The organism is Microbacterium sp. DWRC1-3 (assembly GCF_049896645.1).
Taxonomy (GTDB): domain Bacteria; phylum Actinomycetota; class Actinomycetes; order Actinomycetales; family Microbacteriaceae; genus Microbacterium; species Microbacterium maritypicum.
The window spans coordinates 954,478-978,452 of the sequence record NZ_JAFCUS010000001.1 but is presented as its reverse complement, the minus strand read 5'-3'; the positions used below and the strand labels follow the sequence as shown (position 1 = coordinate 978,452).

Sequence of the window (23,975 nt, the reverse complement as noted above, 5' to 3'; positions counted from 1 at the left end):
CACACTCTCGACCAACAAGCCTAACGTGTTTCGCTCGGGGAATCGTCGAAGCCGTGCGCCCACCGCGTCGCGATCTGAGTACCGTGGAGGCATGAAGTTCTCTGGAGAGCAGCCGACCGTCGATCTGACCTACTCCGACGTCTTCCTGGTGCCGCGCAGATCCGCTGTCACCAGCCGTCTGCAGGTCGATCTCGCCCCGCAGGACGGCACACCGGCGACGTTGCCGCTCGTCGCCGCGAACATGAACTCCGTGACCGGCCCCCGCATCGCTGCCGTGCTCGCGCGGCGTGGCGGCCTCGGCGTCCTGCCGCAGGACATGCCGTTGCAGGATCTGGACGCCGCGATCCGCGAGGTCAAGTCGCAGCCGGTGCTCTGGGACACGCCTCTCGTGCTGCCGCCGGAGGCATCGGCCGCCGACGCGCTTCGTCTGCTCCCGGCGGCCAGCGGCCACGGGATCGTGGTCGCCCGTGGCGCGGCGCCGATCGGCGTCGAGCACATCCTCGGCATCCTCCCCGCGACCAGACTGGCCACGGCGCTTCCCGATGCGCAGCTCGGCGACCTGGTGCACCACGGCACGCCGTCGATCGACGCGGACGACATCGGTTCGGAGCGGCACGCGTTCGATGTGATCACCGACGCGGGCGTCGAGATGGTGACGGTCGTGCACCACGGCCATCTCGTCGGCACGCTGAGCGCCCGCAGCGCGCTGCGCTCGACGCTCTACCGTCCGGCGGTCGATGCCGACGGACGTCTCGCGGTCGCTGCCGCCGTCGGCATCAACGGCGATGTCGCCGCCAAGGCCAAGGCACTCGCCGCCGCCGGTGTCGACGTGCTGGTGGTCGACACCGCGCACGGCCACCAGGAGGGCATGCTGCGGGCTCTGCGCGCCGTCGCCGAACTCGATCTCGGCCTGCCCGTCGTGGCGGGCAACGTCGTCACAGCCGACGGCGTGGCCGACCTGGTGGATGCCGGAGCGTCGATCCTCAAGGTCGGCGTCGGTCCTGGCGCGATGTGCACCACCCGCATGATGACGGCGGTCGGACGCCCGCAGTTCTCCGCCGTGCTCGAGACCGCCCAGGCGGCACGTGAGCTCGGCGCGCATGTCTGGGCGGACGGCGGGGTGCGCTATCCGCGTGATGTGGCGCTCGCCCTCGCCGCCGGTGCGGCGTCCGTCATGGTCGGATCGTGGTTCGCCGGCACGATCGAGGCGCCGGGGGAGCTGCAGCGCGATGCCGATGGGCGCCTGTTCAAGGAATCCTGGGGCATGGCGTCGACCAAGGCGGTCCAGGCGCGCTTCGGTCGGCTCGACGCCTACGAGCGTGCCCGCAAGGAGCTCTTCGCCGAGGGCATCTCCTCGTCGAAGATCTACCTCGACCCGCTGCGTCCGGGCATCGAGGACCTTCTGGACATGATCACCTCCGGAGTGCGCTCATCCTTCACCTACGCGGGGGCGGCGACCGTGCCCGAGTTCCACGACCGCGCCGTGGTGGGGCTGCAGTCGGCGGCCGGCTACGAGGAGGGCAAGGCGCTGCCGGTCAGCTGGTGATCGTCGAGCGCACACCCCGCTGTCTTCGGTACAATCGTCGGCATAATGGACGACCCTCCCAGTTGTAGAACATCGCCCCACTGTCCGCCTCTCTCACCGGAGAGGAACCTCTGATGGACTACATCATGTTGGGCGTGGGGCTCCTGCTCACGGTCGGCACAGGCCTCTTCGTCGCGAGCGAGTTCGCACTGGTGAACCTCGATCGCGCCGAGCTCGAGGCCAGGCAGGCGCGCGGTGAATCCCGGCTCTCGCTCACGATCAGCGCTCTCAAGCACACGTCGACGCATCTCTCGGCGGCGCAGCTCGGCATCACGCTGACGACGCTGCTCACCGGTTACACGATGGAGCCGGCGCTGTCGAACCTCCTGCGCCCGACCTTCATCGCCTGGAGCATCCCTGAGGCCGCCGTCGCGCCGATCGCGACCGTCGTGGCCATGCTGGTGGCGACGGTGCTCTCGATGATCCTCGGTGAGCTCGTCCCCAAGAACTTCGCCCTCGCCCTGCCTCTGGCCACCGCGAAGCTCGTGATCCCGTTCCAGATCGCGTTCACGACGGTGTTCAAGCCCGCCGTGGTGGTGCTCAACGGCAGTGCGAACGGCGTGCTGCGCGGGATGGGCATCGAGCCGAAGGAAGAGCTCTCCGGCGCCCGCAGCGCGGAGGAGCTGTCCTCGCTCGTGCGACGGTCCGCCAACGCGGGCCTGCTGGAGGCCGACACCGCGTCGTTGCTCGATCGCACCCTCATGTTCTCGCGGCTGACGGCCGATGACGTGATGACCGCTCGGCCGAGCATGCACGCGATCGCCGCGGGCGATTCCGTGGATGATGTCATCCAGCTCGCGCGACGCACGGGCCACAGCCGCTTCCCGGTCTACGGCGACGACCTCGACGACATCATGGGCGTCGTGCACCTCAAGGCGGCGATCTCCGTGCCGCGCGATCGTCGTACCGAGGTTCCCGTCGGCGCTCTCGCGACGGAACCGCTCCGCGTGCCGGAGACGGTACACGTCGACGCCCTGATCGCGGAGCTGCGCGCCCGCGGCTACCAGCTCGCGATCGTCGTGGACGAGTACGGCGGCACAGCGGGTCTCGTGACCCTGGAAGACCTCGTCGAGGAACTCGTCGGTGAGGTCGCCGACGAGCACGATCGCACCAGGGCCGGAGTCATCCGCAACCGGGAGGGCATCACGTTCCCCGGTGAGCTGCGACCCGATGAGCTGCGTCGTCGTGCCGGTGTGGAAGTGCCGGAGGGCGACGTGTACGACACGGTGGGCGGTTATGTCATGAGCGTGCTCGAGCGCGTTCCTTCGGTCGGCGACGAGGTACCGCTCGACAGCGGTGTGCTGCAGGTGGTGCGCATGGACGGGCGACGGGTGGATCGGGTGCGCTACGTTCCGAGACCGCTCGACGACATCAACGAGGAGGTGACCCGATGAGCGATTGGGGAGGACTCGCCTGGCTCGTCGTGCTCCTTGTCGCGAACGCCTTCTTCGTCGGCGGCGAGTTCGCGGTGATCTCGGCCAGGCGGTCGCAGATCGAGCCTCTCGCCGATCAGGGTTCGCGCGCGGCCAAGACGGCCCTGTACGCGATGGAGCACGCGACGCTGATGCTCGCCACATCGCAGCTGGGCATCACGATCTGTTCGCTGCTCATCCTGAACGTCTCGGAGCCGGCGATCCACCACCTGCTCTCCGTGCCGCTGCACGCGCTCGGCTGGCCCGATGGCGCGGTCGACGCGGTCTCGTTCACGATCGCGCTGCTGATCGTGTCGTTCCTGCACGTGGTGTTCGGCGAGATGGTGCCGAAGAACCTGGCGTTCTCGGTGCCGGATCGGGCCGTGCTGTTCCTGGCCCCGCCGCTGGTGTGGGTGTCGAAGGTGTTCATGCCGGTGATCTGGGTGCTCAACGCGGCCGCGAACGGCGTGCTGCGCCTGTTCCGCGTCGAGCCGAAGAACGAAGCGGCATCCACGTTCACGCTCGACGAGGTCGCGACCATCGTCAGCCAGTCGCGTCGCGAGGGGGTGCTCATGGACACGGCGGGAACCGTCGCCGCTGCGGTGGAGTTCACCGACAAGAAGGCACGCGACGTCGCCGTCCCCCTGAGCGATCTGGTGACGCTGCCGCAGTCGACCACGCCCGAGGACATCGAGAAGGCGGTCGCCCGCTACGGCTTCTCGCGCTATGTGATCGTCGACGACGAGTCCGTGCCGATCGGCTACGTGCACCTGAAGGACATCCTTCGGGCATCCGAGGGCCCGGACGCGGAGGCCAAGATGATCGAGCCCGTTCCGGCCAAGCGCATCCACCACATGGTGCCGGTGCAGGAGGACACGGATCTGGAAGACGCTCTCGCGGTCATGCGTCGTGCGGGTCGGCACCTGGCGAAGGTGCGCGACGCACAGGGGAACACCACCGCTGTGCTGTTCCTGGAGGACATCCTGGAGGAACTGGTCGGAGAGGTGCAGGACGCGACCCGTCGCTTCCGCGGACGCTGATCGTCGATCGCGACGATGAAGGCCGCCGGACCCCTCAGGGGACCGGCGGCCTTCATCGTGCCGAGGAGACTCAGCGCAGGCGCGCGCGTTCGTACTGCGGCGGCCAGGCGATGTCGGCGTCGAGCTCATGGGCGGCGCGGAGAGCGAAGTGCGGGTCGCGCAGCCACTCCCGTCCGGCGAAGATCGCATCGGCCGCGCCATCGACGAGCACCCGCTCGGCCTGGGCGGCCGCTGTGATGAGACCGACGGCCGACACGGGGATCCGACCGCCTTGACGCACGGTCTCGGCGAGAGGCACCTGGTACCCGGGGAAGACGCTGATCCGCTGGTGCGCGACGAGGCCGCCGCTGGAGACGTCGATGAGGTCGGCGCTGTGCTGCACCGCCCAGTCGCCGACGATCGCCGCCTCCTCGGGCGTGAAGCCTCCATCGGCGTGGTCCGTGGCGGAGATGCGGACGAACAGCGGGAGGTCGTCACCCGCAGCCTCACGGACGGCGTCGATCACGCGCAGCAGCAGCCGGGCGCGGTTCTCGAGCGATCCGCCGTACTCGTCGTCGCGCAGATTCGACAGCGGGGACAGGAACTGGTGCAGGAGGTAGCCGTGCGCGCCATGGATCTCCAGCACGTCGAACCCGGCATCGACCGCACGTCGCGCTGCGACGGCGAACGCCTCGACCACGCGGTCGATGCCTGCGAGGTCGAGGGCGACCGGCGCATCGAAGCCGTCGAAGGCGACGGCCGACGGCGCGGCTGTCGTCCACCCTCCCTCAGCCGCCGGCACCGACCCGCGCTCGGGAGCCCAGGGCCACCACGTCGACGCCTTGCGGCCGGCGTGGGCGAGCTGGATCCCCGCACGCGCTCCGCGATCGTGGATCGCCCGGACGATCGGGGCCAGGGCGTCGCGCTGCGCGTCGTTCCACAGGCCCACATCACGCGGCGAGATCCGGCCTTCGGGAACGACGGCCGTCGCCTCGGCGACGATGAGTCCGGCACCACCGGATGCGAACTGGGCGAGGTGGGTGTGATGCCACTCCTGCACCACGCCGTCCTCAGCGCTGTACATGCACATCGGCGATACCCAGAGACGGTTGCGGAAGGTGACGGAACGGATGCGCAGCGGGGAGAAGAGAACACTCACGCTTCGACGCTACCGCTCGGCGGGTGCAGGACGGGCCGTCGCACTAACGTGGAGTCATGGTCGAAGTGCGCGAGTGGACACGCGGCGACACGGCGCGGTTGTTCCGTGTGCCCACCGCGGACGACGACAAGTACGCCCGCGGTGTGGTGGCTCTTCGCACCGGATCGCCCGCCTATCCCGGAGCCGCGGTCCTCGGCGTCGAGGCCGCATGGCGCGCAGGGGCCGGTTTCGTCCGCTACATCGGGGCGGAGCGGGTTGCCGATGCCGTGCTCGCCCGGCGTCCGGAGACCGTCACCGGCGCGGATACGGGTCGCGCTCGCGTCGACGCCTGGGTGATCGGCTCGGGGACCGACCCGACGCACCGCAGCGCCGCGGAGACCACCGCGCTGCGCGACATCCTCACCGGGCCCGCGGCCGTCGTCATCGACGCCGGAGCGCTCGATCTCGCCGAGGGGACGACGGCACCGTTCCTCGTGACGCCTCACGCGCGCGAGTTCGCACGGCTGCAGGAGGGCCTCGGCGTCTCCTCGGCCGAGGAGGATCGTGCGCAGGCCGCGCAGCACATGGCGGACAGGCTCGGGGGCACCGTGCTGCTCAAAGGATCACGCACGCTGATCGCGTCGCCCCACGGAGACGTCATCGCCGTGGATGCGGGGACCGGATGGCTGGCGACCGCGGGGACGGGCGACGTGCTCGCCGGGGTGTTGGGTGCGGTGCTCGCGGCGAACCCCGGACGACCGATCGCCGAAGTCGCCGCTGCGGGAGCGTGGGTGCACGGTCATGCCGGGCGGATCGCCGCCGGGACGCGCGACGGTGCGGCGGGGCATCCGATCGTCGCGATGGATGTCGCGGCAGCACTGCCGCACGCGATCGCGGACGTCCTCGCGTGAATCGCACGTCGACGAGCAGGGTGGTCGCGCTGTGGTGCGTCTTCCTCCTCGTTCACCTGCTCACGGCCTGGCTCGGCTGGGTGTATCCCAGCCAGCCGATGGGCGATGTCGTGCTCGTGTACGAGCCCTGGGCGACCTCGGCGCTCAGCGGGGGAGGCATCGTCGGCATCGACGAGACCTGGGTCTACCCCCAGCTCGCCCTCGTGCCGATGCTCATCGCCGCCGCTCTCTCCGCGCCGCTCGTGCCTCTGCTCGGCGTGTCCAGTGCGTACCTGGTGGGGTGGGCGACCCTGGTCGTCATCCTCGACGCGATCGCCTTCGGTGTGCTCATCGGGCGCTCTCCCGCGCGCGCTCGACGCATCGCCGCCTGGTTCTGGTGTGCGGCCGTGCTTCTGCTCGGGCCGATCGCGCTCTATCGGATCGATGCGATCACCGTCCCGATCGCCGTGATCGGTGGACTCTGGTTGGTGTCGCGGCCGGCGGTCGGCGCCGCGCTTCTCACGATCGGAGCCTGGATCAAGATCTGGCCCGGTGCGCTCGTCCTCGCCGCCGTCGTCGCGCTCCGGGCACGGATGCGGGTGCTGTTCGCCGCAGCGGTGGTCACCGCCGGCGTCGTCGCGACGCTGCTGCTGCTCGGAGCGGACACCGAGATCCTCGGGTTCCTGACGGAGCAGACCGGACGAGGGCTGCAGATCGAAGCCGTGGCCGCCACGCCCTTCCTGTGGCTCGCGGTCGCCGGGGCCGCCCGTATCGAGTACAGCTTCGAGATCCTGACCTTCCAGATCACCGCGCCCGGTGTCGATGCCGTCGCCGCCGCGCTCACACCGCTCATGGCTGTCTCCGTGCTGGCGGTCACCGCGGTGGGCGCGCTCAAGGCGGTGCGCGGTGCGACGTTCCCGCGGCTGTTCCCTCCGCTCGCTCTCACGCTGGTGACGCTGCTGATCGTCACCAACAAGGTCGGCTCACCGCAGTTCCAGACCTGGCTGATCGCCCCGGTCATCCTGTGGCTCGTGCTCGATCGGGTGAGGGCACGCACACCGGCCGTCGTCGTCCTCGCCCTCTGTCTGCTCACCTGCCTCGTCTATCCGCTCGGCTACGACGCGCTGCTGCGGGCGGATGCCCTCTCCGTCGCCGTGCTCACCGTGCGCAACGTGCTTCTCATCGTCCTGCTCGTCCTGGGCATCCGCGCTCTCGTGCGGGTGCCCGTCCGTCATCCCCGCACCCAGGAGTGAACCCATGCTGATCGCCTTCTCCGTCGCCCCCAGCGGCGCCCCCGCCGATGGTGCAGAGCGCACCGACGCCTCCGTGCACGACGCGGTGGCCGCTGCCGTGCGCGTCGTGCGCGAATCGGGGCTGCCGCACCGCACCACGAGCATGTTCACCGAGATCGAGGGCCCGGACTGGGACACGGTCATGGACGTCGTGAAGCGCGCGACCGAAGCGGTCATGCCGTTCGGGTCGCGGGTCTCGCTCGTGCTCAAGGCCGACATCCGCCCGGGGTACTCCGGAGAGCTCGACGCGAAGATCGAACGTCTGGAGAGCGCGATCGAGGAGGCAGCCGTCGAGGAGTCCGGTGACTGATCCCGTTTCGCTCTCGTCGGTCGTTCTCCGACCGGCGCTCGCCGAGGATGCGGAGTGGATCGCCGAGCTGCGGGCCGATGTGCTCCGCGCCGACCTGGAGCGGCTGGGGCGCTACGACCAGACGCGCGTCCGGCAGCGGTTCCGCGATGCGTTCGAGCCGGCGTACACGCGGATCATCGTCGTGGACGCCGCGGACGTCGGTTCTGTCGCCCTCCGCCCCGACGGAGACGCCTTCTGGCTGGAGCACCTCTACATCGACGCCTCGCACCAGGGGAGGGGCGTCGGCAGCCGGGTCCTGGCGATGATCCTCGATGACGACGGGCTGTACCGGCTCAACGTGCTCCAGGGCAGTCCGGCGCGCAGCCTCTACGAGCGTCACGGGTTCGTCGTCGACTCGCAGGACGACGTCGACGTGTTCATGACGCGAGAGCGGACGGGCCGGGCGGTCGCGCACCCGCGACGGCCGCTAAGCTGATCCGGTGAATCCCTCGACGCAATCGAGGGGTGCGGCGAAGTGGGCGCTCCTCTCTCTCGCCATCGGCAGCTTCGGCATCGGCATGACCGAATTCGTGGTCATGGGTCTGCTGCCCAACATCGCCGCCGACCTGCTGCCTTCGCTCTGGGCGACCAGTCGGGAAGACGCCCTGAGCCAGGCCGGCTGGCTGATCTCGCTGTACGCGCTCGGCGTGGTGGTCGGTGCGCCGACCATCGCCGGCTTCGTCGCCCGCTATCCGCGGCATCGTGTCATGATCGTGCTGGCCCTCGCCCTGACGGTGTTCAACGCGCTCACGGTGGTGCTGCCCACGTTCGAGCTCGTCGCCGCGTCCCGCTTCCTCGCGGGGCTTCCGCACGGCGCCTACTTCGGCATCGGAGCGCTCGTCGCCGCCGATGTGATGGGACCGGGCAACCGTGCCAAGGGCGTGGCCTTCATCCTCACCGGGCTCACGGTCGCCAACGTCATCGGCGTGCCGCTGGGAACGTTCCTCGGACAGCAGTGGGGCTGGCGCTCCGCCTTCGCGGTCGTGGCGCTCGTGTTCGCTCTCGCGACGCTGTGCATAGCCGTCTTCGTCCCGGAGCATCCCGGAGACCCCGGCCGCACGATGCGCCAGGAGCTGCGGGTGTTCCGCATCCCGCAGGTGTGGTTCACGCTCGGTGTCGGAGCCATCGGCTTCGGCGGATTCTTCGCCGTCTACAGCTACATCGCCCCGCTGGTGACGGAGGTCTCCGGTTCACCGGAATGGGTGGTGCCGATCGTCCTCGTGTTGATGGGACTCGGGATGACGGCGGGGAACCTGGTCGGCGGTCACCTCGCCGACATCGACCTGCGCCGCACGCTGCTGTTCGGCCTCGCCGCGATGGCCGTCGTCTTCGCGCTGCTGGCTTTCCTCTCGTTCTGGATCGTCAGCCTGGCCGCGGTGGTGCTCGTGGTCGGTTTCGTGTCGTCGGTGCTGAGCCCGACGATCCAGACGCGGCTCATGGACGTGGCGGGCGACAACCAGTCGATCGCGGCGGCCATGAACCACTCGGCGCTCAACATCGGCAACAGCCTGGGCGCGTTCCTCGGCGGCGTCGTGATCGCCGCGGGCTGGGGCTTCACCGCACCGGCGTGGACGGGGGGAGTGCTCGCCGGGGCCGGCCTGCTGATCGCGCTGCTGTCGTATCGCGTCGAAGAGCGTCGCGCTGCGGCGACGGAGCTGGTCGCGTCGTAGAGTGACGGGGTGAGCGCCCCTGAGTCGTCCCTGCCCGTCGCCGGCACCGTCGTGGTGCTGCGCGCAGCGGACCCGGGGTTCGAACTGCTGCTGATGCGGCGCCCCGATCGCGGATCCTTCGCGGGAGCCTGGGTCTTCCCCGGGGGCAAGGTCGAGCCCGGCGACGTGCGCGACGGCGACGACGAGGCCGAAGACGCTCGCCGGGCCGCGATCAGGGAGACCCGCGAGGAGGTGGGGCTCACGGTGGATGACCTCGTGCCGCTGTCGCAGTGGCAGCCGCCGCTCGAGGCCCCCACCCGCATCCGGACGTGGTTCTTCCTGGCGGAGGCGTCGGATGAGGAGCCCTCGCCCTCTGCGGAGGAGGTCGCGGAGATCGCCTGGGTGCGGCCGGCGGAGGCGCTCGCCAGACACGCGGCAGGGGAGTGGACGCTGTATCCCCCGACGTGGATCACCCTCCACCAGCTCTCGGTGTTCGGCGATGTCGCCGCTGCCGTGGCGGCGAGTGGCGTCGCGCAGCTGTTCCGGACCAGGGTGCTCGATTCCGACGCCGGCCGCGCCTTCGCGTGGGATCAGGGACGCCTCGAAGCCGGTGCCCTGCCGTGGCGGTTCATCGAGACCTGAGCGGGCGGGATCAGCTGTCCAGCAGACGGCGCAGGTTCGTGCCGACGGCCTCGGTCTCGATGAGGAACCCGTCGTGCCCGAAGTCGCTGGTGATGACCACCGCCTCGTCGTCGATGACGTTCGGGATGCTGCGCGCGATGCGCTGCTGCCCGTCGACGGGGAAGAGGCGGTCGCTGTCGATGCCGAGCACCAGCGTGGTCGCGGTGACGGCACGCAGCGCCTCCTCGACGCCACCGCGCCCGCGGCCGACGTCGTGCGAGTTCATGGCCTCGACGAGCGTGATGTAGCTGTTCGCGTCGAAACGGCGGGTGAACTTGTTGCCGTGGAAGTCGAGGTACGACTCCACCGCGAAGCGACCGCCGTGGCCGAGGGGCGAGACATCCGATTGCCAGGATCGCTGGAAGCGCTGGTTGAGCTCGATCGGGCTGCGGTAGTTCAGCAGGGCCATGCGCCGTGCCAAGGCGAGGCCACGGTGCGGACCGTCGCCGTCACCGAGGTCGTAGTATTCACCGCCCTGGAATCGCGGATCCATCCGGATGGTCTCCAGCTGCACCGTGTTGAGCGCGATCTGGTCGGCGGTCGTCACCGGTGGCGAAGAGAGCACAGCGAGTCGCCGCACGCGCTCGGGATGCGTGGCCGCCCATTCCAGCGCGTGCATGCCTCCCATGGAGCCGCCGATCACGGCTGCCCAGCTCTCGATGCCCACAGCGTCGGCGAGGCGCACCTGAGCGGCGACCTGGTCGCGGATGGTCAGGTACGGGAACCGTGACGCCCACTCGTAGCCGTCGGGGGCGACGCTTGCCGGCCCCGTCGAGCCCTGGCAGCCTCCCAGCATGTTCGGGGCGATCACGAACCAGCGGTCGGTGTCGAGCGGAGCACCGGGACCGGTGATGTCCTCCCACCAGCCGCCGGTGGGGTGACCCGCGCCCGCGGGGCCGCGCACATGGCTGTCTCCGGTGAGCGCATGCAGCACCAGGACGGCGTTGTCCCGGGCGCTGTTCAACTCGCCCCAGGACTCGTAGGCGATGCGGATGGCGGGCAGCTGCGCACCGCTCTCGGTGGAGAAGGGACCGGAGGCGGCGAAGCGTCGCCCTCCCACAGGGTCTCCGTCTCGCCATGCGCCGGTCGCCGGCGGGCGGGCACGGAGCAACCGGACGTCGGCCTCCGTCACGGGTGCCGAAGGTACCGTGTCCTCGGAGGTCGTCTGCCAGTCCATGTCCCCATTCTCGCCTGGTGCGGAGCCTGTCGGTGGCAGGTTACGATCCGACCTGCGTGCGGCGCCACTGAGACTGCCGATCGAGACGTCGGGCCCAGCACACTCGGCGTCAGCGCACTCGGGGTCAGCGCACTCGGGTCAGGGTGGCGAGATGATCGCTGTTCCCCGCCCGCATCGTGGTCGAGGTGACGACGTCGAGACCGCGCACGAACACCTGGTCGATGCGCACGAGGGGGAAGGCGACGGGCCACGTGAACCCGAGCGTCCCGTCGGTCGGACGCACTCCGTCGGCCTCCGCGCGCAGAGCGGACAGGCTCGGATCCGTCGACGGCGCATTGAAGTCGCCGACGACGAGGAGCGATTCTGCAGGATCGACGGCGACCTGTTCCGCGATTCCGCTCAGCATCGTGTCGCGGTCCTGCTGGTGTCCCGGCCGGACCGATGCGGCGTGCAGCACATACACGGCGACCGGAGCCGACGGGGCCTGCACCTCGACGCGGAGCGCCCGCTTCCAGCTGAGCCCCAGAGTGAGCGGCTCGGCGTTCGCGAGCGGATAGCGACTCCAGACGCCGACGGTTCCGACCGTGTACGAGTGCGGGTAGTCGGCGGCGAGGGCGCTCTGAGCGGCCGAGAGGCTGTCTCCGTCGAGCTCGACGAGGGCGATCACGTCGGCACCGCTCTGCGCGAGCTCGGTCGCGGACGCGGCGGCTCCACCGGATCGTGCGCGCACGTTCTGGCTCACGACCGTCAACGCGGATGCGGATGCCGACTCCGCGCTCGTCTGACCGGGGAGCCCGGGAAACGCCGGTGCCATCGCGAGCACCCACAGCAGGGCAGGGACCAGGACGAGCACGATAACCCTGCGCGCGCGGAGAAGCGCAGCGACCACCAGTGCGAGCAGCACGAGTCCGAGCCAGGGGAGCACGGCGGAGACCGCGGTGCCGACGACACCCGGAATCCAGCCGCAGGCCACGACCAGCAGCAGCGCGGCGCTGGCGACGGCGATGCACCGCGCGGCGGCGGTGGCGGATCGCCGGATGCGCGGCGGTCGGTGTTCGACGTCGATCATGCTCTCCTCACGGCGGTATCCCATTCTCGACGGAACCGCCTGTGGGTCAGCCGGACGAGCGAGCCGTGCACGCCAAGATGCCCCGGAGCGGTGAGCTCCGGGGCATCTTCGCAGTGCAGGCGGGTCAGGCGCGCGCAGCCTCCGACACGCGGCGTGCCGCGGCGAGAGCCTGGTCGAGGTCGGCCTTGAGGTCGTCGACGTTCTCGATGCCGACGGAGAGGCGGACGAGGCCCGGCGTCACACCGGCGGTCAGCTGCTGCTCGGGCGTCAGCTGCGCGTGGGTGGTGGATGCGGGGTGGATGACGAGCGAGCGCACGTCGCCGATGTTGGCGAGGTGGCTGAACAAGGACAGGCTGTTCACGAACTCGCGGCCCGCCTCGACTCCGCCCTTGAGTTCGAACGACAGCACAGCGCCGACGCCCTTGGGGGCGTACTCGTTCGCCTTGGCGTACCAGGGCGAGGAGGGCAGACCCGAGTAGTTGACGGTCGCGACGTCATCACGGCTGTCGAGCCACTCGGCGATCTCCTGGGCGTTCTGCACGTGACGCTCGATGCGCAGAGACAGGGTCTCGACTCCCTGGATGAGGTTCCAGGCGCTCTGCGGGGCGATCGCCGAGCCGAGGTCGCGGAGCAGCTGCACGCGGGCCTTGATGATGTAGGCGAGGGCGTCGCCGACCGCGGCCGTGTAGCTGGCGCCGTGGTACGAGGGGTCCGGCACGGTGAGGCCGGGGAACTTGTCGACGTTCTTCGACCACTCGAACTTTCCGCCGTCGATGATGACGCCGCCGATGGTCGTGCCGTGGCCGCCGAGGAACTTCGTCACCGAGTGCACGACGATGTCGGCGCCGAACTCGAACGGACGGATCAGGTACGGGGTGGCGATCGTGTTGTCGACGATCAGCGGGACGCCGCTCTCGTGCGCGACGTCGGCGACGGTGCGGATGTCGAGGATGTTGATCTGCGGGTTGCCGATCGTCTCCGCGAAGAACAGCTTCGTGTTCGGGCGGACCGCGCGACGCCACTCCTCGGGGTCGTCCTGGTTCTCGACGAACGTGACCTCGATACCGAGCTTCGCGAGCGTGTACTTGAAGAGGTTGTACGTGCCGCCGTAGATCGAGCTGGAGGCGACGAAGTGGTCGCCGGCCTCGGCGATGTTCAGGACCGCGAAGGTCGATGCGGCCTGGCCGCTGGCGAGGACGAGGGCTCCGGTGCCGCCTTCGAGAGCGGCGAGACGCTGCTCCAACACGTCCTGCGTCGGGTTCTGGATGCGGGTGTAGATGTTGCCGAACTCCGCGAGGGCGAACAGGTTGGCGGCGTGGTCCGCGCTGTCGAACACGTAGGAGGTGGTCTGGTAGATCGGCGTGGCACGTGCCTTGGTGACCGGGTCGGGGGCAGCGCCCGAGTGGATCTGCTTGGTCTCGAAACGCCAGGACTCGGGTGCGGACATGTGGTTCCCCCAGAAGTGGTCGGAAGGTCGGGTGGCGGATGCCGTTGCTGCGAGAGTACGGAATATCGGTGCGTGTCAACAACAGACGGGAAATGTGACGTAACAGAGCGGAGGCCCGGAATCACGGGGCTGAGGGATCCGCGACAGCCCCGTGGGGGAGTCTGCAATCCGGGGAGAACGCCGTACGGTGGAGGCATGGTGAACAGACGTGCAGTGGTGACAGGTGCAAGTTCGGGCATCGGCGCAGCGACGGTGCGGGCGCTGCGCGCCCGGGGATGGGACGTCGTCGGCGTCGCGCGGCGCGAGGATCGACTCGCAGCGCTCGCCGCGGAGACCGGAGCCTCGGCCATCGCCTGCGACCTCACGGACGCCGCGGCCGTCGAGGCGCTCGTGGGCGAGCTCGAGAGGTCGGGTCCGGTGCACGCGCTGGTACAGGTGGCCGGAGGCGCCCGCGGCACCGACCGCATCGAGGACGCCTCGGTCGAGGATTGGCAGTGGATGTTCGACGCCAACGTCCTGGCCAGTCAGCGCCTCGTCGCCGGTCTGCTTCCGCTGCTGCGCCGCGCGGCGGCCGCCGACGGCCATGCCGACACGATCTTCGTCACCTCCACTGCCGCGCAGAACGCGTATGCCGGGGGCGCGGGCTACAACGCCGCGAAGGCCGCCGAGGGGATGCTGGTGAAGGTCCTGCGTCAGGAACTCAACGGCGAGCCGATCCGTGTGGTCGAGGTGGCACCGGGAATGGTACACACCGAGGAGTTCACGCTCAACCGACTGGGTGGCGACTCCGTCGCGGCCGAAGCCGTGTATGCGGGCGTGGATGCCCCGCTCCTGGCCGACGACGTCGCCGATGTGATCGCCTATGCGCTGGAGTCTCCGGGCCACGTGAACCTCGATCTGATCACGATGCGCCCGGTCGCGCAGTCGGCACAGCATCTGCTCGCCCGGGGTCCGCTGCGCGTGCGGTCCATCGACTGACGATGGCGCAGACCCTGGCAGAGCTCGCCACGGACGGTCGGATCGACGGCGGCTGGGCGGACGCACTGGCCCCGGTCCAGGACACGATCACCTCTCTGGGGGAACGCCTTCGCTCCGAGCAGGAGGCGGGCCACGGCTACCTGCCCTCCGGCGAGAACGTGCTCAGGGCCTTCTGTCGTCCTCTCTCGGACGTGCGCGTGCTGATCACCGGGCAGGATCCGTATCCCACTCCCGGGCATCCCATCGGGCTGTCGTTCGCCGTCGACCGTGATGTGCGTCCGCTTCCGCGCAGCCTCTCGAACATCTACAAGGAGCGCGAGAGCGACCTGGGCATCCCGCCGGCACCACACGGAGACCTCACCGCCTGGAGCGAACAGGGCGTCCTCCTGCTGAACCGCGTGCTCACGGTGCGCCCGGGCGTCGCCGCCTCGCACCGCGGCTGGGGGTGGGAGAAGGTCACCGAGCTCGCGATCCGCGCGCTCGTGGCCCGTGATCAGCCCCTCGTCGCGATCCTGTGGGGGAAGGATGCGGCCAACCTGCAGCCTCTCCTGGGCGAGACACCGGTGATCGCATCGGCGCATCCTTCTCCGCTCTCGGCCCGTCGCGGCTTCTTCGGTTCCCGCCCGTTCTCGCGCGCGAACGCGCTGCTCGAGGAGCAGGGAGCCGATCCGGTCGACTGGAGAGTGGAAGGCGAAGCCGGTCCGTCTCTAAGCTGAGCGCATGCAGTTCGAGCCGGGGGACCGTCGCCGCGTTCTGCCGCGCCATCTTCGGCCCGCACCTGCCCCAGAGGTCTTCTCCTACACGATCCGTGCTGCCCGGCCCGCAGACCTCCCTCACGTGCGGGAGATCTACAACCACTTCGTGAGCAACTCGGCCGTGACGCTCGACGAGCGGCGCAGCAGCATCCCCTACTGGCGGGACAAGTACGCGCTGCTGACCAGGCTGCAGCTGCCGTTCCTCGTCGCGGTGTCGCCGGGCGGTGAGGTGATGGGCTACGCGCTCGCGCAGCCCTGGGCGGGCAAGAACGCCTACAAGTACACGGTCGAGGATTCGATCTACCTCGGTCCCGGCGCCGGAGGCAAGGGCCTGGGGGCAGCATTGCTGCAGGCGCTCATCGACGCCTGCGAGCAGATCGGGCTGCGCGAGATGGTCGCGGTCATCAGCGACCACGGCGCCGAGGCGTCGATCCGGCTGCACGAGAAGCTCGGCTTCATCGAGGCCGGACGGATGGGGCGCGTCGGATACAAGTTCGGCCGCGACCTCGGCACCGTCTACATGCGCCGCGTGCTCAAGCCCACCGGACGGCGACGGGGGAGTCTGTTCGGCGCGCGGCGCTGACCGTCGGCGTCCACTCGAACCGGCGTCGGATCACCGCCCGGGAGAGCCGGGGATCACGGGGATCGCCGCGAGGAGCTTCTTCGTGTAGTCCTGTTCCGGGTGCAGGAGCACGTCCGTCGTGGAGCCGCGTTCGACGATCCGCCCGTCTTTCATCACGACGACCGTGTCGCACAGGTTCTGCACGACGCCGATGTCGTGCGAGACGAGCACGAGGGTCAGATCGCTCGTTTGTCGCAGCTCGATCAGCAGGTCGAGGATCTGCGCACGCACCGTCACGTCGAGCGCCGACAGCGGTTCGTCGCCCACCAGGATGCGCGGGCGATGCACGATCGCCCGCGCGAGGGCGATCCGCTGCCGCTGCCCGCCCGAGAATTCGTGCGGGTAGCGGTCGCCCATCTCCGGCTCCAGACCCACCTGCGCGAGCACCTCGCGGACCCGCGCACGGTGGTCGCCCTCGACGCCGAGTGCCCAGAGCGGTTCTCGGACGATCTGACCGGCCGTCATGCGGGGATCGAGCGACGCGTAGGGGTCTTGGAACACCAGCCCGGTCTCCCGGCGCAGCCAGTGCAGAGACTTCGCCGAGGCTGTGGCGTCCACCGCGCGACCGTCGATGCGGACGGTGCCGGAGGTCGCTCGGTCGAGCCCCAGGAGCAGTCTCACCAGGGTGGACTTTCCCGATCCGGACTCGCCGATGATGCCGACGGATGATCCTTCGACGACATCGAGGTCGGTGGGGGCCAGGGCGGTCTGGGTCCTGGTGCGCTCGAAGGCGGAGCGCTTCGGGACGAAGAAGTCCCGTCCGAGTCCGCGAGCTTCGATCAGGTTCATCAGGCGTCCCCGTCCGGTCGCCACAGCGTCGCCGTCGCATCTCGCAGCAGTCCCTGGGTGACCGGGGACGCAGGGGTCGACAGGAGGGTCGAGACCGGAGCGGCCTCGACGACCCGCCCGTGTTCGAGCACGACGCCCTCGGTCGCGACCTGGGCGAGCACGGCGAGGTCATGCGTTATGAAGACGAGGGACATCCCCTCGTCGGCGACGAGGGACAGCAGCAGGGAGAGGATCTCGGCCTGGATCGTGACGTCGAGCGCGGTCGTCGGCTCGTCGGCGATGAGCAGGCGTGGGCGACAGGCAAGCGCCATCGCGATGGCGACGCGTTGCCTCTGGCCGCCGGAGAGCTGATGGGGGTAGCGGTCGACGATCGACTCGGGATCGGGAAGCCGGACGCGGGCGGCCTCGACGATCGCCCGCTCCCTGGCCTCGCGGCGGCCCAGTCCCTGATGGATGCGGATCGACTCCGCGATCTGCCGACCGACCGTCCTGATGGGGTTCAGAGCGGTGCGCGGTTCTTGGAACACGATGCCGATGTCGTCGCCGCGCAGACGGGCGAGCTCGCGATCGGGCATCCCGATCAACTCGGTGCCGTCCCAGCGGATGCTGCCGCTCGCGGTCGCGCCGTCGGGGAGCAGGCCCAGCACCGCGAGGGCGGTGAGCGACTTGCCGGAGCCGGATTCGCCGATCAGACCGAGTCGAGCGCCGTCCGGCACGTCGAAGGAGACGCCGTCGACCACCGTTCGTCCGTCGATCTCGATCACGAGGTCGTGCACTGACAGGCTCATGCGACCACCCCCGGGGTGTGGATCTCGGCGGCGCGATGCCGCAGGGTGGGATCGGTCGCCTCGCGCAGGCCGTCGCCCAGCAGGTTGAGGGCGAGCACGGTGATCGTGATCGTGAGTCCTGGCCAGATGACCGAGAGCGGATGCACCCCGATGTACCGCTGGAGATCGGCGAGCAGCAGGCCCCAGCTCGGCTCGACCACGGAAGCGCCGAAGCCCAGGTAGGACAGCCCGGCCTCGGCGAGGACGGCGACGGCCATCGACCACGACAGCTGCACGATGAAGACCGGCGCCACATTCGGAAGTAGGTGGCGCACGAGGCTCTGGGAGGGAGTGAGTCCTGCGGCTCGCGCGGCCAGGACGAAGTCGCTCTGCTGCACGCGGCGCAGCTCCGGCCGGGTGACCCTCGCGATGTTCACGCCGAATCCGATGCCCACCGCCCAGATCACGACCCAGAGCGAACCACCCCAGACGGAGGAGATCATCATGGCGATCAGCAGCACGGGGAAGGCGATCAGGATGTCGACGAGCACGGCGACGGTCTCTCGCAGCCAGCGCGTCGTCAGCGCTCCGAGCGCGGCGAGGGCGATGCCCACCACGGTGGCCACGATGCCGGCGCCCACGCTGACGAACACCGTCGTGCGTGCCCCCGCCATCAGCAGGCTCAGGATGTCGCGTCCGGTGTCGTCCGTGCCGAGGAGGTGCGGCCAGCTCGGCGGCAGCCAGCGGTCGCCGATGTCCGAGGCCTGCGGGTCGAACGGCGTCCACAACAGCGACACGAGAGCGGTGACGGCGATCACCGCGACGACGATGATCCCGAAGCGCCCTGTCGAGGTGACCCAGAGTCGGTCGAGCCAGCGCGGAATCATGCGGTCTCCCGTTGCCGAGGGTCGATCGCGCGGTGCAGGAGATCGACCAGGAAGCCCACGACCAGCACGAAGCCGGTGAGCACCAGCAGTTCGCTCTGCACCTTGATGAGGTCGCGGGTGCCGACATCGGCCACGAGCATGCGTCCGATCCCCGGCAGGGTGAACAGCTGCTCGATCACCACCGAGCCGACGATGATGCCGGCCACCTGCAGGCCGAGCACCGTGATGATCGAGAGGCCGACAGCGGGGATGCCGTGCTGGATGAGAGCGCGGGTGCGGGTGAGGCCCTTCGCCGCCGCGGTGCGGACGAAGTCCTGCCCGGCGGCCTGCAGGGTCGCGCTGCGGACGAATCGCATGAGCATCGCCCCCTCGACGATGCCGATCGTCAAGGCGGGGAGCAACAGGGACTCGATCGCCTTCCCCGGGGTCGACCAGCCGGTGCGGGGGAAGCCCTGCGGAGGAAGCCACCCTAGCCAGACCGAGAACACGACGATGAGCATCATGCCGGCCCACACCACGGGTACGGCGGCCAGCGTCTGGGCGCCGACGCTGAGTGCGGTGCCGCCGCGACGGTTGCGCAGGAGCGCGGCCAGGATTCCGAAGGGCACGGCGATGAGCACGGCGATCAGCAGCGACATGACCCCCAGTGGAACGGTGACCTGGGCCTTGAGGAACAGCTCTTCCCCGACGGATGTCCCCGACAGCAACGAGGTGCCCAGGTCGCCGCGGAAGATCCCCCCGATCCAGTCCGTGTACTGGGCGAGCAGAGGACGGTTCAGACCGAGGGACTCGCGAAGGGCTTCGACCTCGACGGGGGAGGCCTGCGTGCCCGCGATGAGCTGCGCGACGTCGCCGGGGAAGACGCGCAGCGTCAGGAAGATGAGCACGCTCGAGACGAGGAGCCCTGCGATGAGCAGGGCTCCTCGGACGAGCGCGTAGCGGAGCACGAAGGGGTGACCGCTCGCTACTTCTCGGCGGAGACGGTGACGCCGGCGAGGTTGATGCGCGAGTTGATGGAGTCTTCGGGGAATCCGGTCACGATGGGACTCACCGCCGTGATGGTCTCGCCGTTGTACAGCCAGTCGGCGGCGTGGTCCTCCGACACGAGGCGTGCAGCCTGTGCGAGCAGTTCAGCGGACTTGTCGGGGTCGACCTCGGCCAGCGCCTTCGCGTACAGGCTCTGCACCTCGGCGTTGTCGTACCCGAAGTAGTAGTCCGCGTTGGCGAAGTTGCCGAAATCCCGGGGCTCGACGTGCAGCACGAAGCTCAGGTCGTAGTCCTGGTTGGTGTAGACATCTTCCAGCCAGGTCGGGAACTCGACCGCGTTCACCTCGAGGGTCACACCGACCTTCTTGAAGTCGGAGATCAGCACCTTGGGAACGGTCGTCCCGTAGAACGAGGGGATCGTGAGCGTCAGCTCCAGATCCTTCTGGCCGGCCTCGGCGAGCAGCGCCTTGGCCTTCTCCGGGTCATAGGAGACGACATCCGACAGATCTTCATAACCGGGGTCGAGCTCGGGGATCGGACCGTACAGGGGCGTTCCCGCGCCGACCGCCTCGATGAGGGCGTCGTGGTCGATGGCGAGGCGCAGCGCTTCGCGCACGCGGACGTCGTCGAGCGGTGCCTTCTTGTTGTTGAAGGCGAGTGTCGCCTTGTCGGTCGTGCGTCCCGTCGTGAGGGCGAAGTCGCCGGAGTCCTCGAGCTGAGGCGCGAGGTTCGGGTCGACGGCGGTGAGCACATCGACGTCGCTGGCCAGCGCTGCGTTGACGCCGGCGGTGAAGTCGGGGATGTACTGGAACTCGACCTGGGCGACCCCGGCAGGATCCCCCCAGTAGGCGTCGTTGCGCGCGAACGTGATGGTGCTGCCCTTGTTCCAGCGCGTCAGCGTGAAGGGTCCGGTGCCGTTCTCCGCGGTCTTCAGCTCGGTCGTGTCCGCGGACTTGAAGACGAGACCTGCGGGCCCGGTGAGGGCGAACAGGAAGTTCTGGTTCGGCTCGGACAGCGTGATCTCGACCGTCGTCGGGTCGGGCGCGGTGATCGCCGTGACGGCGGCGAAGTCCGCGTTGCCCTGCACGGTCGCATCGGTGCGGACGGTCTCGTAGGAGGAGACGACGTCGGCCGAGGTGAGAGGCGTTCCGTCATGGAACAGGACACCCTCGTTCAGCGTGAACGTGTAGGTGAGGCCGTCGGAGGAGACCTCGTAGTCCGAGGCGAGCCGACCTTCGATCTCGTTGTCCTGCGTGCGGGTCACGAGGCCTTCGTAGATGTTGTCGATCAGGATCTGCTCGAGGGCGGCGCCGCTGGTGTGACGGATGTCGAGGTTGGTCGGCTCGAGGACGAGACCGACGTGCAGCGTCGCGTTGGGGTCGGGTGTTCCCGGCGCGCTGCTGGGCTCGGGGTCGGGAGTGCCGGAGCATGCGCTCAGGATCACGGCGGTGGCCGCGAGCGCGGATATCAGCGCGAGACGTCGGGTACGTCGGAACATGGGCGTTTCCTCTCGGTGCGGCAGCTGCTGTGTGCCGTGGGATCGAGCCTAGAGATGTGTGGCGGGGTGAGGGTCGGGTATGGAACGGAACGTCATATTCTGCGGGCGGGGGTCGCTGATTCGATGAGCCCGGCCAGAGCGACCGGAGCCGTCTCCTGCACATTGTGGGTCGCATCGAGGACGACCAGATGCGCCGTGGGGACGCGTCGCTGGAGCTCCGCGGCATCTTCTTCGCTGACGAAGCCGCGCGCCGCGCGCACCAGTGTGATCGGCGCGGTGACCGCTGCCAGGTCGTCCCAGCCCGTCTCGTGGAGCACCGACGGCGCCGTCGCCGATCCGGGATCGTGAGCCGCCAGTGCCTGGGCGGCGAGATGGGCGAAGTGGTGCTTCCACTCCACACGTCCGTCCGCGCGCACGCGCGTGTTCAAGAAGACGCCGCGTTCCGTCTCGGGGCGCGTCCCGCCGAAGCCGAGCGAGATCGCCTTGTCGACGAGTTCGTCCCGTGAGGCGAAGTCGGTCGGGCCGGCGTAGAACTCGCGCAACGCCGCAGGACCGGCTGTCACGTCGATGCCGGGCGTGATGTCGATGATGATGACCTCGGACACCAGATCGGGTCGCGAGGCGGCGAGAGCGGCGCCCGTGAGGCCTCCGAGCGACTGCCCGACCACCAGCTGGGGCTGCGTGGTCCAGGCTTCGATCGCGGCAGCGACGTCGCGGGCGAGGGTGCGCGGCGTGTAGTCGACGTCGTCTCGCCAGGAGGAGTCGCCGTGCCCGGCGAGATCGATCGCGAGGAGGGGCTGCTGCAGCGCGAGCGTTGTGGTGTCCCAGGTGTGCGCGTTCAGGCCCGCGCCGTGCAGCAGCGTCACGCGCGGGGCTTCGCTTCCGAAGCGGAGGGCACTCAGGGTGCGTCCGTCGGCGAGCGGAAGGGTGAGACGTTCCACCGGGGGAAGGGGGACGCCGAGCGCTTCGGCCTGTGCGGGAAGATAGCTGAACTCGCTGTTGTCGATCGCCACCTCCACATTCTGCTCCCTCCGCCCGACATGCCGGAAATGCCGGATCAATATGGCAACAGAATGCCGTCTCACGGCTCGCAATATGTCCACTGTTGACAAGATGTTCTTGTCGTAGTGCATTTCAGTGGTGGATGGCTCCGGTCGGGGCCCGCTGTGAGACGCCGAATATCATGGAGTCATGAGTGAGACGCGTGTGCACCTGTCCAAGACCGAACCGGCCGCGTACCAGGCGCTTGACGCATTCTCGAAGACCGTGGGGCAGATCTGCGCGGCCAACGGCATCGACGAGCGCCTCAAGGAGCTCGTCATGATCCACTGCTCGCAGCTCAACGGCTGTGCCTACTGTGCGCGGATCCATGTCGACAGGGCGGTGGCGGCCGGAGTCGACATCGACACCCTCACGCAGATTCCCACCTGGCGAGAGAGTGGCGTGTTCAGCGATCGCGAGCGCGCTGCGCTCGAGCTCGCCGAAGCCTTCACGTTCATCGCCGAGGACGGGATCTCCGATGAGGTGTACGACCAGGTCGGAAGCGTGTTCACCGAGAAGGAGTACGCGGCGCTCAGCTGGGCGTGCGTATCCATCAATGCGTTCAACCGCATCGTGATCGCCGGACGATACCCGGTTCCCGTTCGCGCCCCGCAGGCCCAGGCATGACCATCCTCGAGATCGAAGGGGTCTTCAACGTCAGGGATGTCGGGGGCATGCCGGCGAACGGCGGGCGCATCCGCTCTGGCGCTCTGCTGCGAGCAGGGCAACTCTCCGGGGCGACCACCTCGGGTGCCGCCGCGCTGCGGGCCCGTGTCCAGCACATCGTGGATCTGCGTGACGGCGAAGAGGTCGCAGCGGAGCCCTCGGAGATCGAGGGGCCTGACACCACGCACCTGCCGCTGTTCCTGGGGTCGGTGCGATCCTTCTTCGAAGCCGACACCAGCCTCGACGACCTGTATCTGCATCTCCTCGAGGAGAGCGGGGAACGGCTCGCGGACGCCATCCGCATCATCGCCGCGGGGGAGCGCACGCTGGTGCACTGCACGGTCGGCAAGGACCGCACGGGGGTCACCGTCGCCCTCGCCCTCTCCGCCGTCGGCGCCGATCGGGAGGCCGTGATCGCCGACTATGCGCTCACGGAGTCCCAGCTCCCGACTCAGCGTTCGCAGCGGATCGCCGACTACCTTCGCACCCAGCACCCGGAAGCCGTGCACGCGGTGGCGCTCGCCACCCAGTCTCCGGCGCCGGTGATGCGGCGCCTGCTGGAGCAGGTGGACGAACGGTGGGGGTCTGCTGCCGGATACCTGCGCGCGCAGGGGATGACCGACGCAGAGCTGGCCGCGCTGTCGGCGGCACTCGTGGAGGATGCGTCGGAGCCGTCGACCTCGTCGCTGCCCAGCTGATGCAAGGTTAGGGAAGCCTTCACTTGGTGTACGATGAAGACACCATGAACACCTCGCTCGAGACTCGCGGCACGCGCGCCGAACGTCGCGCAGCCCGTCGGCGTTCCCACCACCTGGTGACGGCGGACGAGCGCTCGCTGACCGAGCTCGAGGTGTTCCTGACGACGTTGCCGCTGTGCGCGTCCGGCCGCATCTTCATCGAGGTGCCCGAGGTCGCCGATATCGGCTTCATCGAGGCCCCTGGCCGCATGACGGTGACATGGCTGGCGCGAGAGCAGCGATCGGGTGCCCCCGGAAGCGGTCGTGCATGCGCACCGGGCCAGGCGCTGGCGCGCGCGACCTGTGCGTGGGCCGACGAGATGATGTGCGACGACGAGATCGAGACCCACGTCACCCTGCTGGGCGGCTACCTGGGCACGGCGGACATCGTCGAGCACCTGACGACGTCGTTGGAGATCTCGCCGGCGCTCATCCATGCTCCCGAGCGCTTCGGCCTGCTGCCCGTCGAACACTGACAGGGCCTCTGCCGGTCCGCGTTCGCGCGCAGCGATGGTCCTCCTGAGCGCGGTGCTGTGAGCT

General features: G+C 69.2%; 25 protein-coding genes. 15 read left to right on the top strand and 10 right to left on the bottom strand.

Annotation, left to right across the window (positions count from 1 at the left end):
• Positions 1-91: 91 nt before the first annotated feature.
• The 3 genes from ACP699_RS04725 to ACP699_RS04715 all read left to right on the top strand — a co-directional run bounded on the left by ACP699_RS04725 (position 92) and on the right by ACP699_RS04715 (position 4,037).
• On the top strand, positions 92-1,546 hold the full coding sequence (locus tag ACP699_RS04725) for a GuaB1 family IMP dehydrogenase-related protein (RefSeq protein WP_055869069.1): 1,455 nt from the start codon (positions 92-94) through the stop codon (positions 1,544-1,546).
• Between the two features lie 113 nt (positions 1,547-1,659).
• Complete coding sequence (locus ACP699_RS04720; protein ID WP_426169592.1) at positions 1,660-2,979, top strand: hemolysin family protein; 1,320 nt, start codon at positions 1,660-1,662, stop codon at positions 2,977-2,979.
• The gene (locus ACP699_RS04715; protein ID WP_017831078.1) at positions 2,976-4,037 is read left to right on the top strand and encodes a hemolysin family protein; all 1,062 of its coding nucleotides are present in this window, start codon (positions 2,976-2,978) and stop codon (positions 4,035-4,037) included. Before ACP699_RS04720 ends, ACP699_RS04715 begins: the two co-directional genes overlap by 4 nt.
• Positions 4,038-4,107: 70 nt before the next feature.
• Here the strand turns inward: ACP699_RS04715 and ACP699_RS04710 are convergent, their stop codons facing one another.
• Positions 4,108-5,175, bottom strand: a complete 1,068-nt coding sequence (locus ACP699_RS04710; RefSeq protein ID WP_426169589.1) for an NADH:flavin oxidoreductase/NADH oxidase — start codon at positions 5,173-5,175, stop codon at positions 4,108-4,110.
• 56 nt (positions 5,176-5,231) lie between these two features.
• Between ACP699_RS04710 and ACP699_RS04705 the strand changes: the two genes are divergently transcribed.
• The 6 genes from ACP699_RS04705 to ACP699_RS04680 are packed head-to-tail and all read left to right on the top strand — an operon-like array spanning position 5,232 to position 9,976.
• Positions 5,232-6,065 (top strand): NAD(P)H-hydrate dehydratase, encoded by an 834-nt coding sequence (locus ACP699_RS04705; RefSeq protein ID WP_055872948.1) that lies wholly within the window; start codon positions 5,232-5,234, stop codon positions 6,063-6,065.
• On the top strand, positions 6,062-7,297 hold the full coding sequence (locus tag ACP699_RS04700; RefSeq protein WP_426169585.1) for a hypothetical protein: 1,236 nt from the start codon (positions 6,062-6,064) through the stop codon (positions 7,295-7,297). Before ACP699_RS04705 ends, ACP699_RS04700 begins: the two co-directional genes overlap by 4 nt.
• A 4-nt stretch (positions 7,298-7,301) precedes the next feature.
• A complete protein-coding gene (locus tag ACP699_RS04695; RefSeq protein ID WP_426169582.1) occupies positions 7,302-7,646 on the top strand; it encodes a thiamine-binding protein in 345 nt (114 codons plus the stop codon).
• Positions 7,639-8,121, top strand: a complete 483-nt coding sequence (locus ACP699_RS04690; RefSeq protein WP_055869063.1) for a GNAT family N-acetyltransferase — start codon at positions 7,639-7,641, stop codon at positions 8,119-8,121. The genes ACP699_RS04695 and ACP699_RS04690 overlap by 8 nt, the downstream gene beginning before the upstream one ends.
• A 4-nt stretch (positions 8,122-8,125) precedes the next feature.
• A complete protein-coding gene (locus ACP699_RS04685; protein ID WP_055872941.1) occupies positions 8,126-9,355 on the top strand; it encodes an MFS transporter in 1,230 nt (409 codons plus the stop codon).
• Positions 9,356-9,364: 9 nt separating this feature from the next.
• Positions 9,365-9,976, top strand: coding sequence for an NUDIX hydrolase (locus ACP699_RS04680; RefSeq protein WP_302792853.1), 612 nt, complete (start codon positions 9,365-9,367; stop codon positions 9,974-9,976).
• A gap of 10 nt (positions 9,977-9,986) precedes the next feature.
• Here the strand turns inward: ACP699_RS04680 and metX are convergent, their stop codons facing one another.
• The 3 genes from metX to ACP699_RS04665 all read right to left on the bottom strand — a co-directional run bounded on the left by metX (position 9,987) and on the right by ACP699_RS04665 (position 13,708).
• Positions 9,987-11,192: a homoserine O-acetyltransferase MetX gene (gene metX / locus ACP699_RS04675; protein WP_426169576.1), complete on the bottom strand. Its 1,206-nt coding sequence runs from the start codon at positions 11,190-11,192 to the stop codon at positions 9,987-9,989.
• A 124-nt stretch (positions 11,193-11,316) separates the two neighbouring features.
• Positions 11,317-12,261 carry an endonuclease/exonuclease/phosphatase family protein gene (locus ACP699_RS04670; RefSeq protein WP_426169573.1) on the bottom strand — a complete coding sequence of 315 codons (945 nt, stop codon included), beginning with the start codon at positions 12,259-12,261 and terminating at the stop codon, positions 11,317-11,319.
• Positions 12,262-12,385: 124 nt separating this feature from the next.
• The gene (locus ACP699_RS04665) at positions 12,386-13,708 is read right to left on the bottom strand and encodes a bifunctional o-acetylhomoserine/o-acetylserine sulfhydrylase (protein WP_017831068.1); all 1,323 of its coding nucleotides are present in this window, start codon (positions 13,706-13,708) and stop codon (positions 12,386-12,388) included.
• Between the two features lie 195 nt (positions 13,709-13,903).
• On the opposite strand from ACP699_RS04665, the gene ACP699_RS04660 reads away from it, so the two are divergent.
• From ACP699_RS04660 to ACP699_RS04650, 3 genes are read left to right on the top strand one after another with little or no spacing between them, the layout of a single operon-like run.
• Positions 13,904-14,686 carry an SDR family oxidoreductase gene (locus ACP699_RS04660; RefSeq protein ID WP_017831067.1) on the top strand — a complete coding sequence of 261 codons (783 nt, stop codon included), beginning with the start codon at positions 13,904-13,906 and terminating at the stop codon, positions 14,684-14,686.
• 2 nt (positions 14,687-14,688) lie between these two features.
• On the top strand, positions 14,689-15,402 hold the full coding sequence (locus tag ACP699_RS04655; RefSeq protein WP_426169568.1) for a uracil-DNA glycosylase: 714 nt from the start codon (positions 14,689-14,691) through the stop codon (positions 15,400-15,402).
• Between the two features lie 4 nt (positions 15,403-15,406).
• Entirely contained in the window at positions 15,407-16,024 is a 618-nt protein-coding gene (locus ACP699_RS04650; RefSeq protein WP_055869057.1) for a GNAT family N-acetyltransferase, read from the top strand.
• Between the two features lie 30 nt (positions 16,025-16,054).
• Here ACP699_RS04650 and ACP699_RS04645 read toward each other — a convergent pair whose 3' ends face one another.
• The 6 genes from ACP699_RS04645 to ACP699_RS04620 all read right to left on the bottom strand — a co-directional run bounded on the left by ACP699_RS04645 (position 16,055) and on the right by ACP699_RS04620 (position 22,010).
• Positions 16,055-16,852 (bottom strand): ABC transporter ATP-binding protein, encoded by a 798-nt coding sequence (locus tag ACP699_RS04645; RefSeq protein WP_127482550.1) that lies wholly within the window; start codon positions 16,850-16,852, stop codon positions 16,055-16,057.
• Positions 16,852-17,640: an ATP-binding cassette domain-containing protein gene (locus tag ACP699_RS04640; protein ID WP_055872927.1), complete on the bottom strand. Its 789-nt coding sequence runs from the start codon at positions 17,638-17,640 to the stop codon at positions 16,852-16,854. The genes ACP699_RS04645 and ACP699_RS04640 overlap by 1 nt, the downstream gene beginning before the upstream one ends.
• The gene (locus ACP699_RS04635) at positions 17,637-18,506 is read right to left on the bottom strand and encodes an ABC transporter permease (protein ID WP_426169562.1); all 870 of its coding nucleotides are present in this window, start codon (positions 18,504-18,506) and stop codon (positions 17,637-17,639) included. Before ACP699_RS04635 ends, ACP699_RS04640 begins: the two co-directional genes overlap by 4 nt.
• The gene (locus ACP699_RS04630) at positions 18,503-19,453 is read right to left on the bottom strand and encodes an ABC transporter permease (RefSeq protein WP_426169559.1); all 951 of its coding nucleotides are present in this window, start codon (positions 19,451-19,453) and stop codon (positions 18,503-18,505) included. Before ACP699_RS04630 ends, ACP699_RS04635 begins: the two co-directional genes overlap by 4 nt.
• Positions 19,454-19,470: 17 nt before the next feature.
• Positions 19,471-20,991 carry an ABC transporter substrate-binding protein gene (locus ACP699_RS04625; protein ID WP_426169556.1) on the bottom strand — a complete coding sequence of 507 codons (1,521 nt, stop codon included), beginning with the start codon at positions 20,989-20,991 and terminating at the stop codon, positions 19,471-19,473.
• 92 nt (positions 20,992-21,083) lie between these two features.
• Complete coding sequence (locus ACP699_RS04620) at positions 21,084-22,010, bottom strand: alpha/beta fold hydrolase (protein ID WP_055869052.1); 927 nt, start codon at positions 22,008-22,010, stop codon at positions 21,084-21,086.
• A 172-nt stretch (positions 22,011-22,182) separates the two neighbouring features.
• Here ACP699_RS04620 and ACP699_RS04615 point away from each other — a divergent pair, with 172 nt between their 5' ends.
• The 3 genes from ACP699_RS04615 to ACP699_RS04605 are packed head-to-tail and all read left to right on the top strand — an operon-like array spanning position 22,183 to position 23,911.
• Positions 22,183-22,659: a carboxymuconolactone decarboxylase family protein gene (locus tag ACP699_RS04615; RefSeq protein WP_055869051.1), complete on the top strand. Its 477-nt coding sequence runs from the start codon at positions 22,183-22,185 to the stop codon at positions 22,657-22,659.
• Positions 22,656-23,396 (top strand): tyrosine-protein phosphatase, encoded by a 741-nt coding sequence (locus ACP699_RS04610; protein WP_426169551.1) that lies wholly within the window; start codon positions 22,656-22,658, stop codon positions 23,394-23,396. The genes ACP699_RS04615 and ACP699_RS04610 overlap by 4 nt, the downstream gene beginning before the upstream one ends.
• Positions 23,397-23,440: 44 nt before the next feature.
• Positions 23,441-23,911, top strand: coding sequence for an SIP domain-containing protein (locus tag ACP699_RS04605; protein ID WP_055869049.1), 471 nt, complete (start codon positions 23,441-23,443; stop codon positions 23,909-23,911).
• The last annotated feature ends 64 nt before the right edge of the window (positions 23,912-23,975 follow it).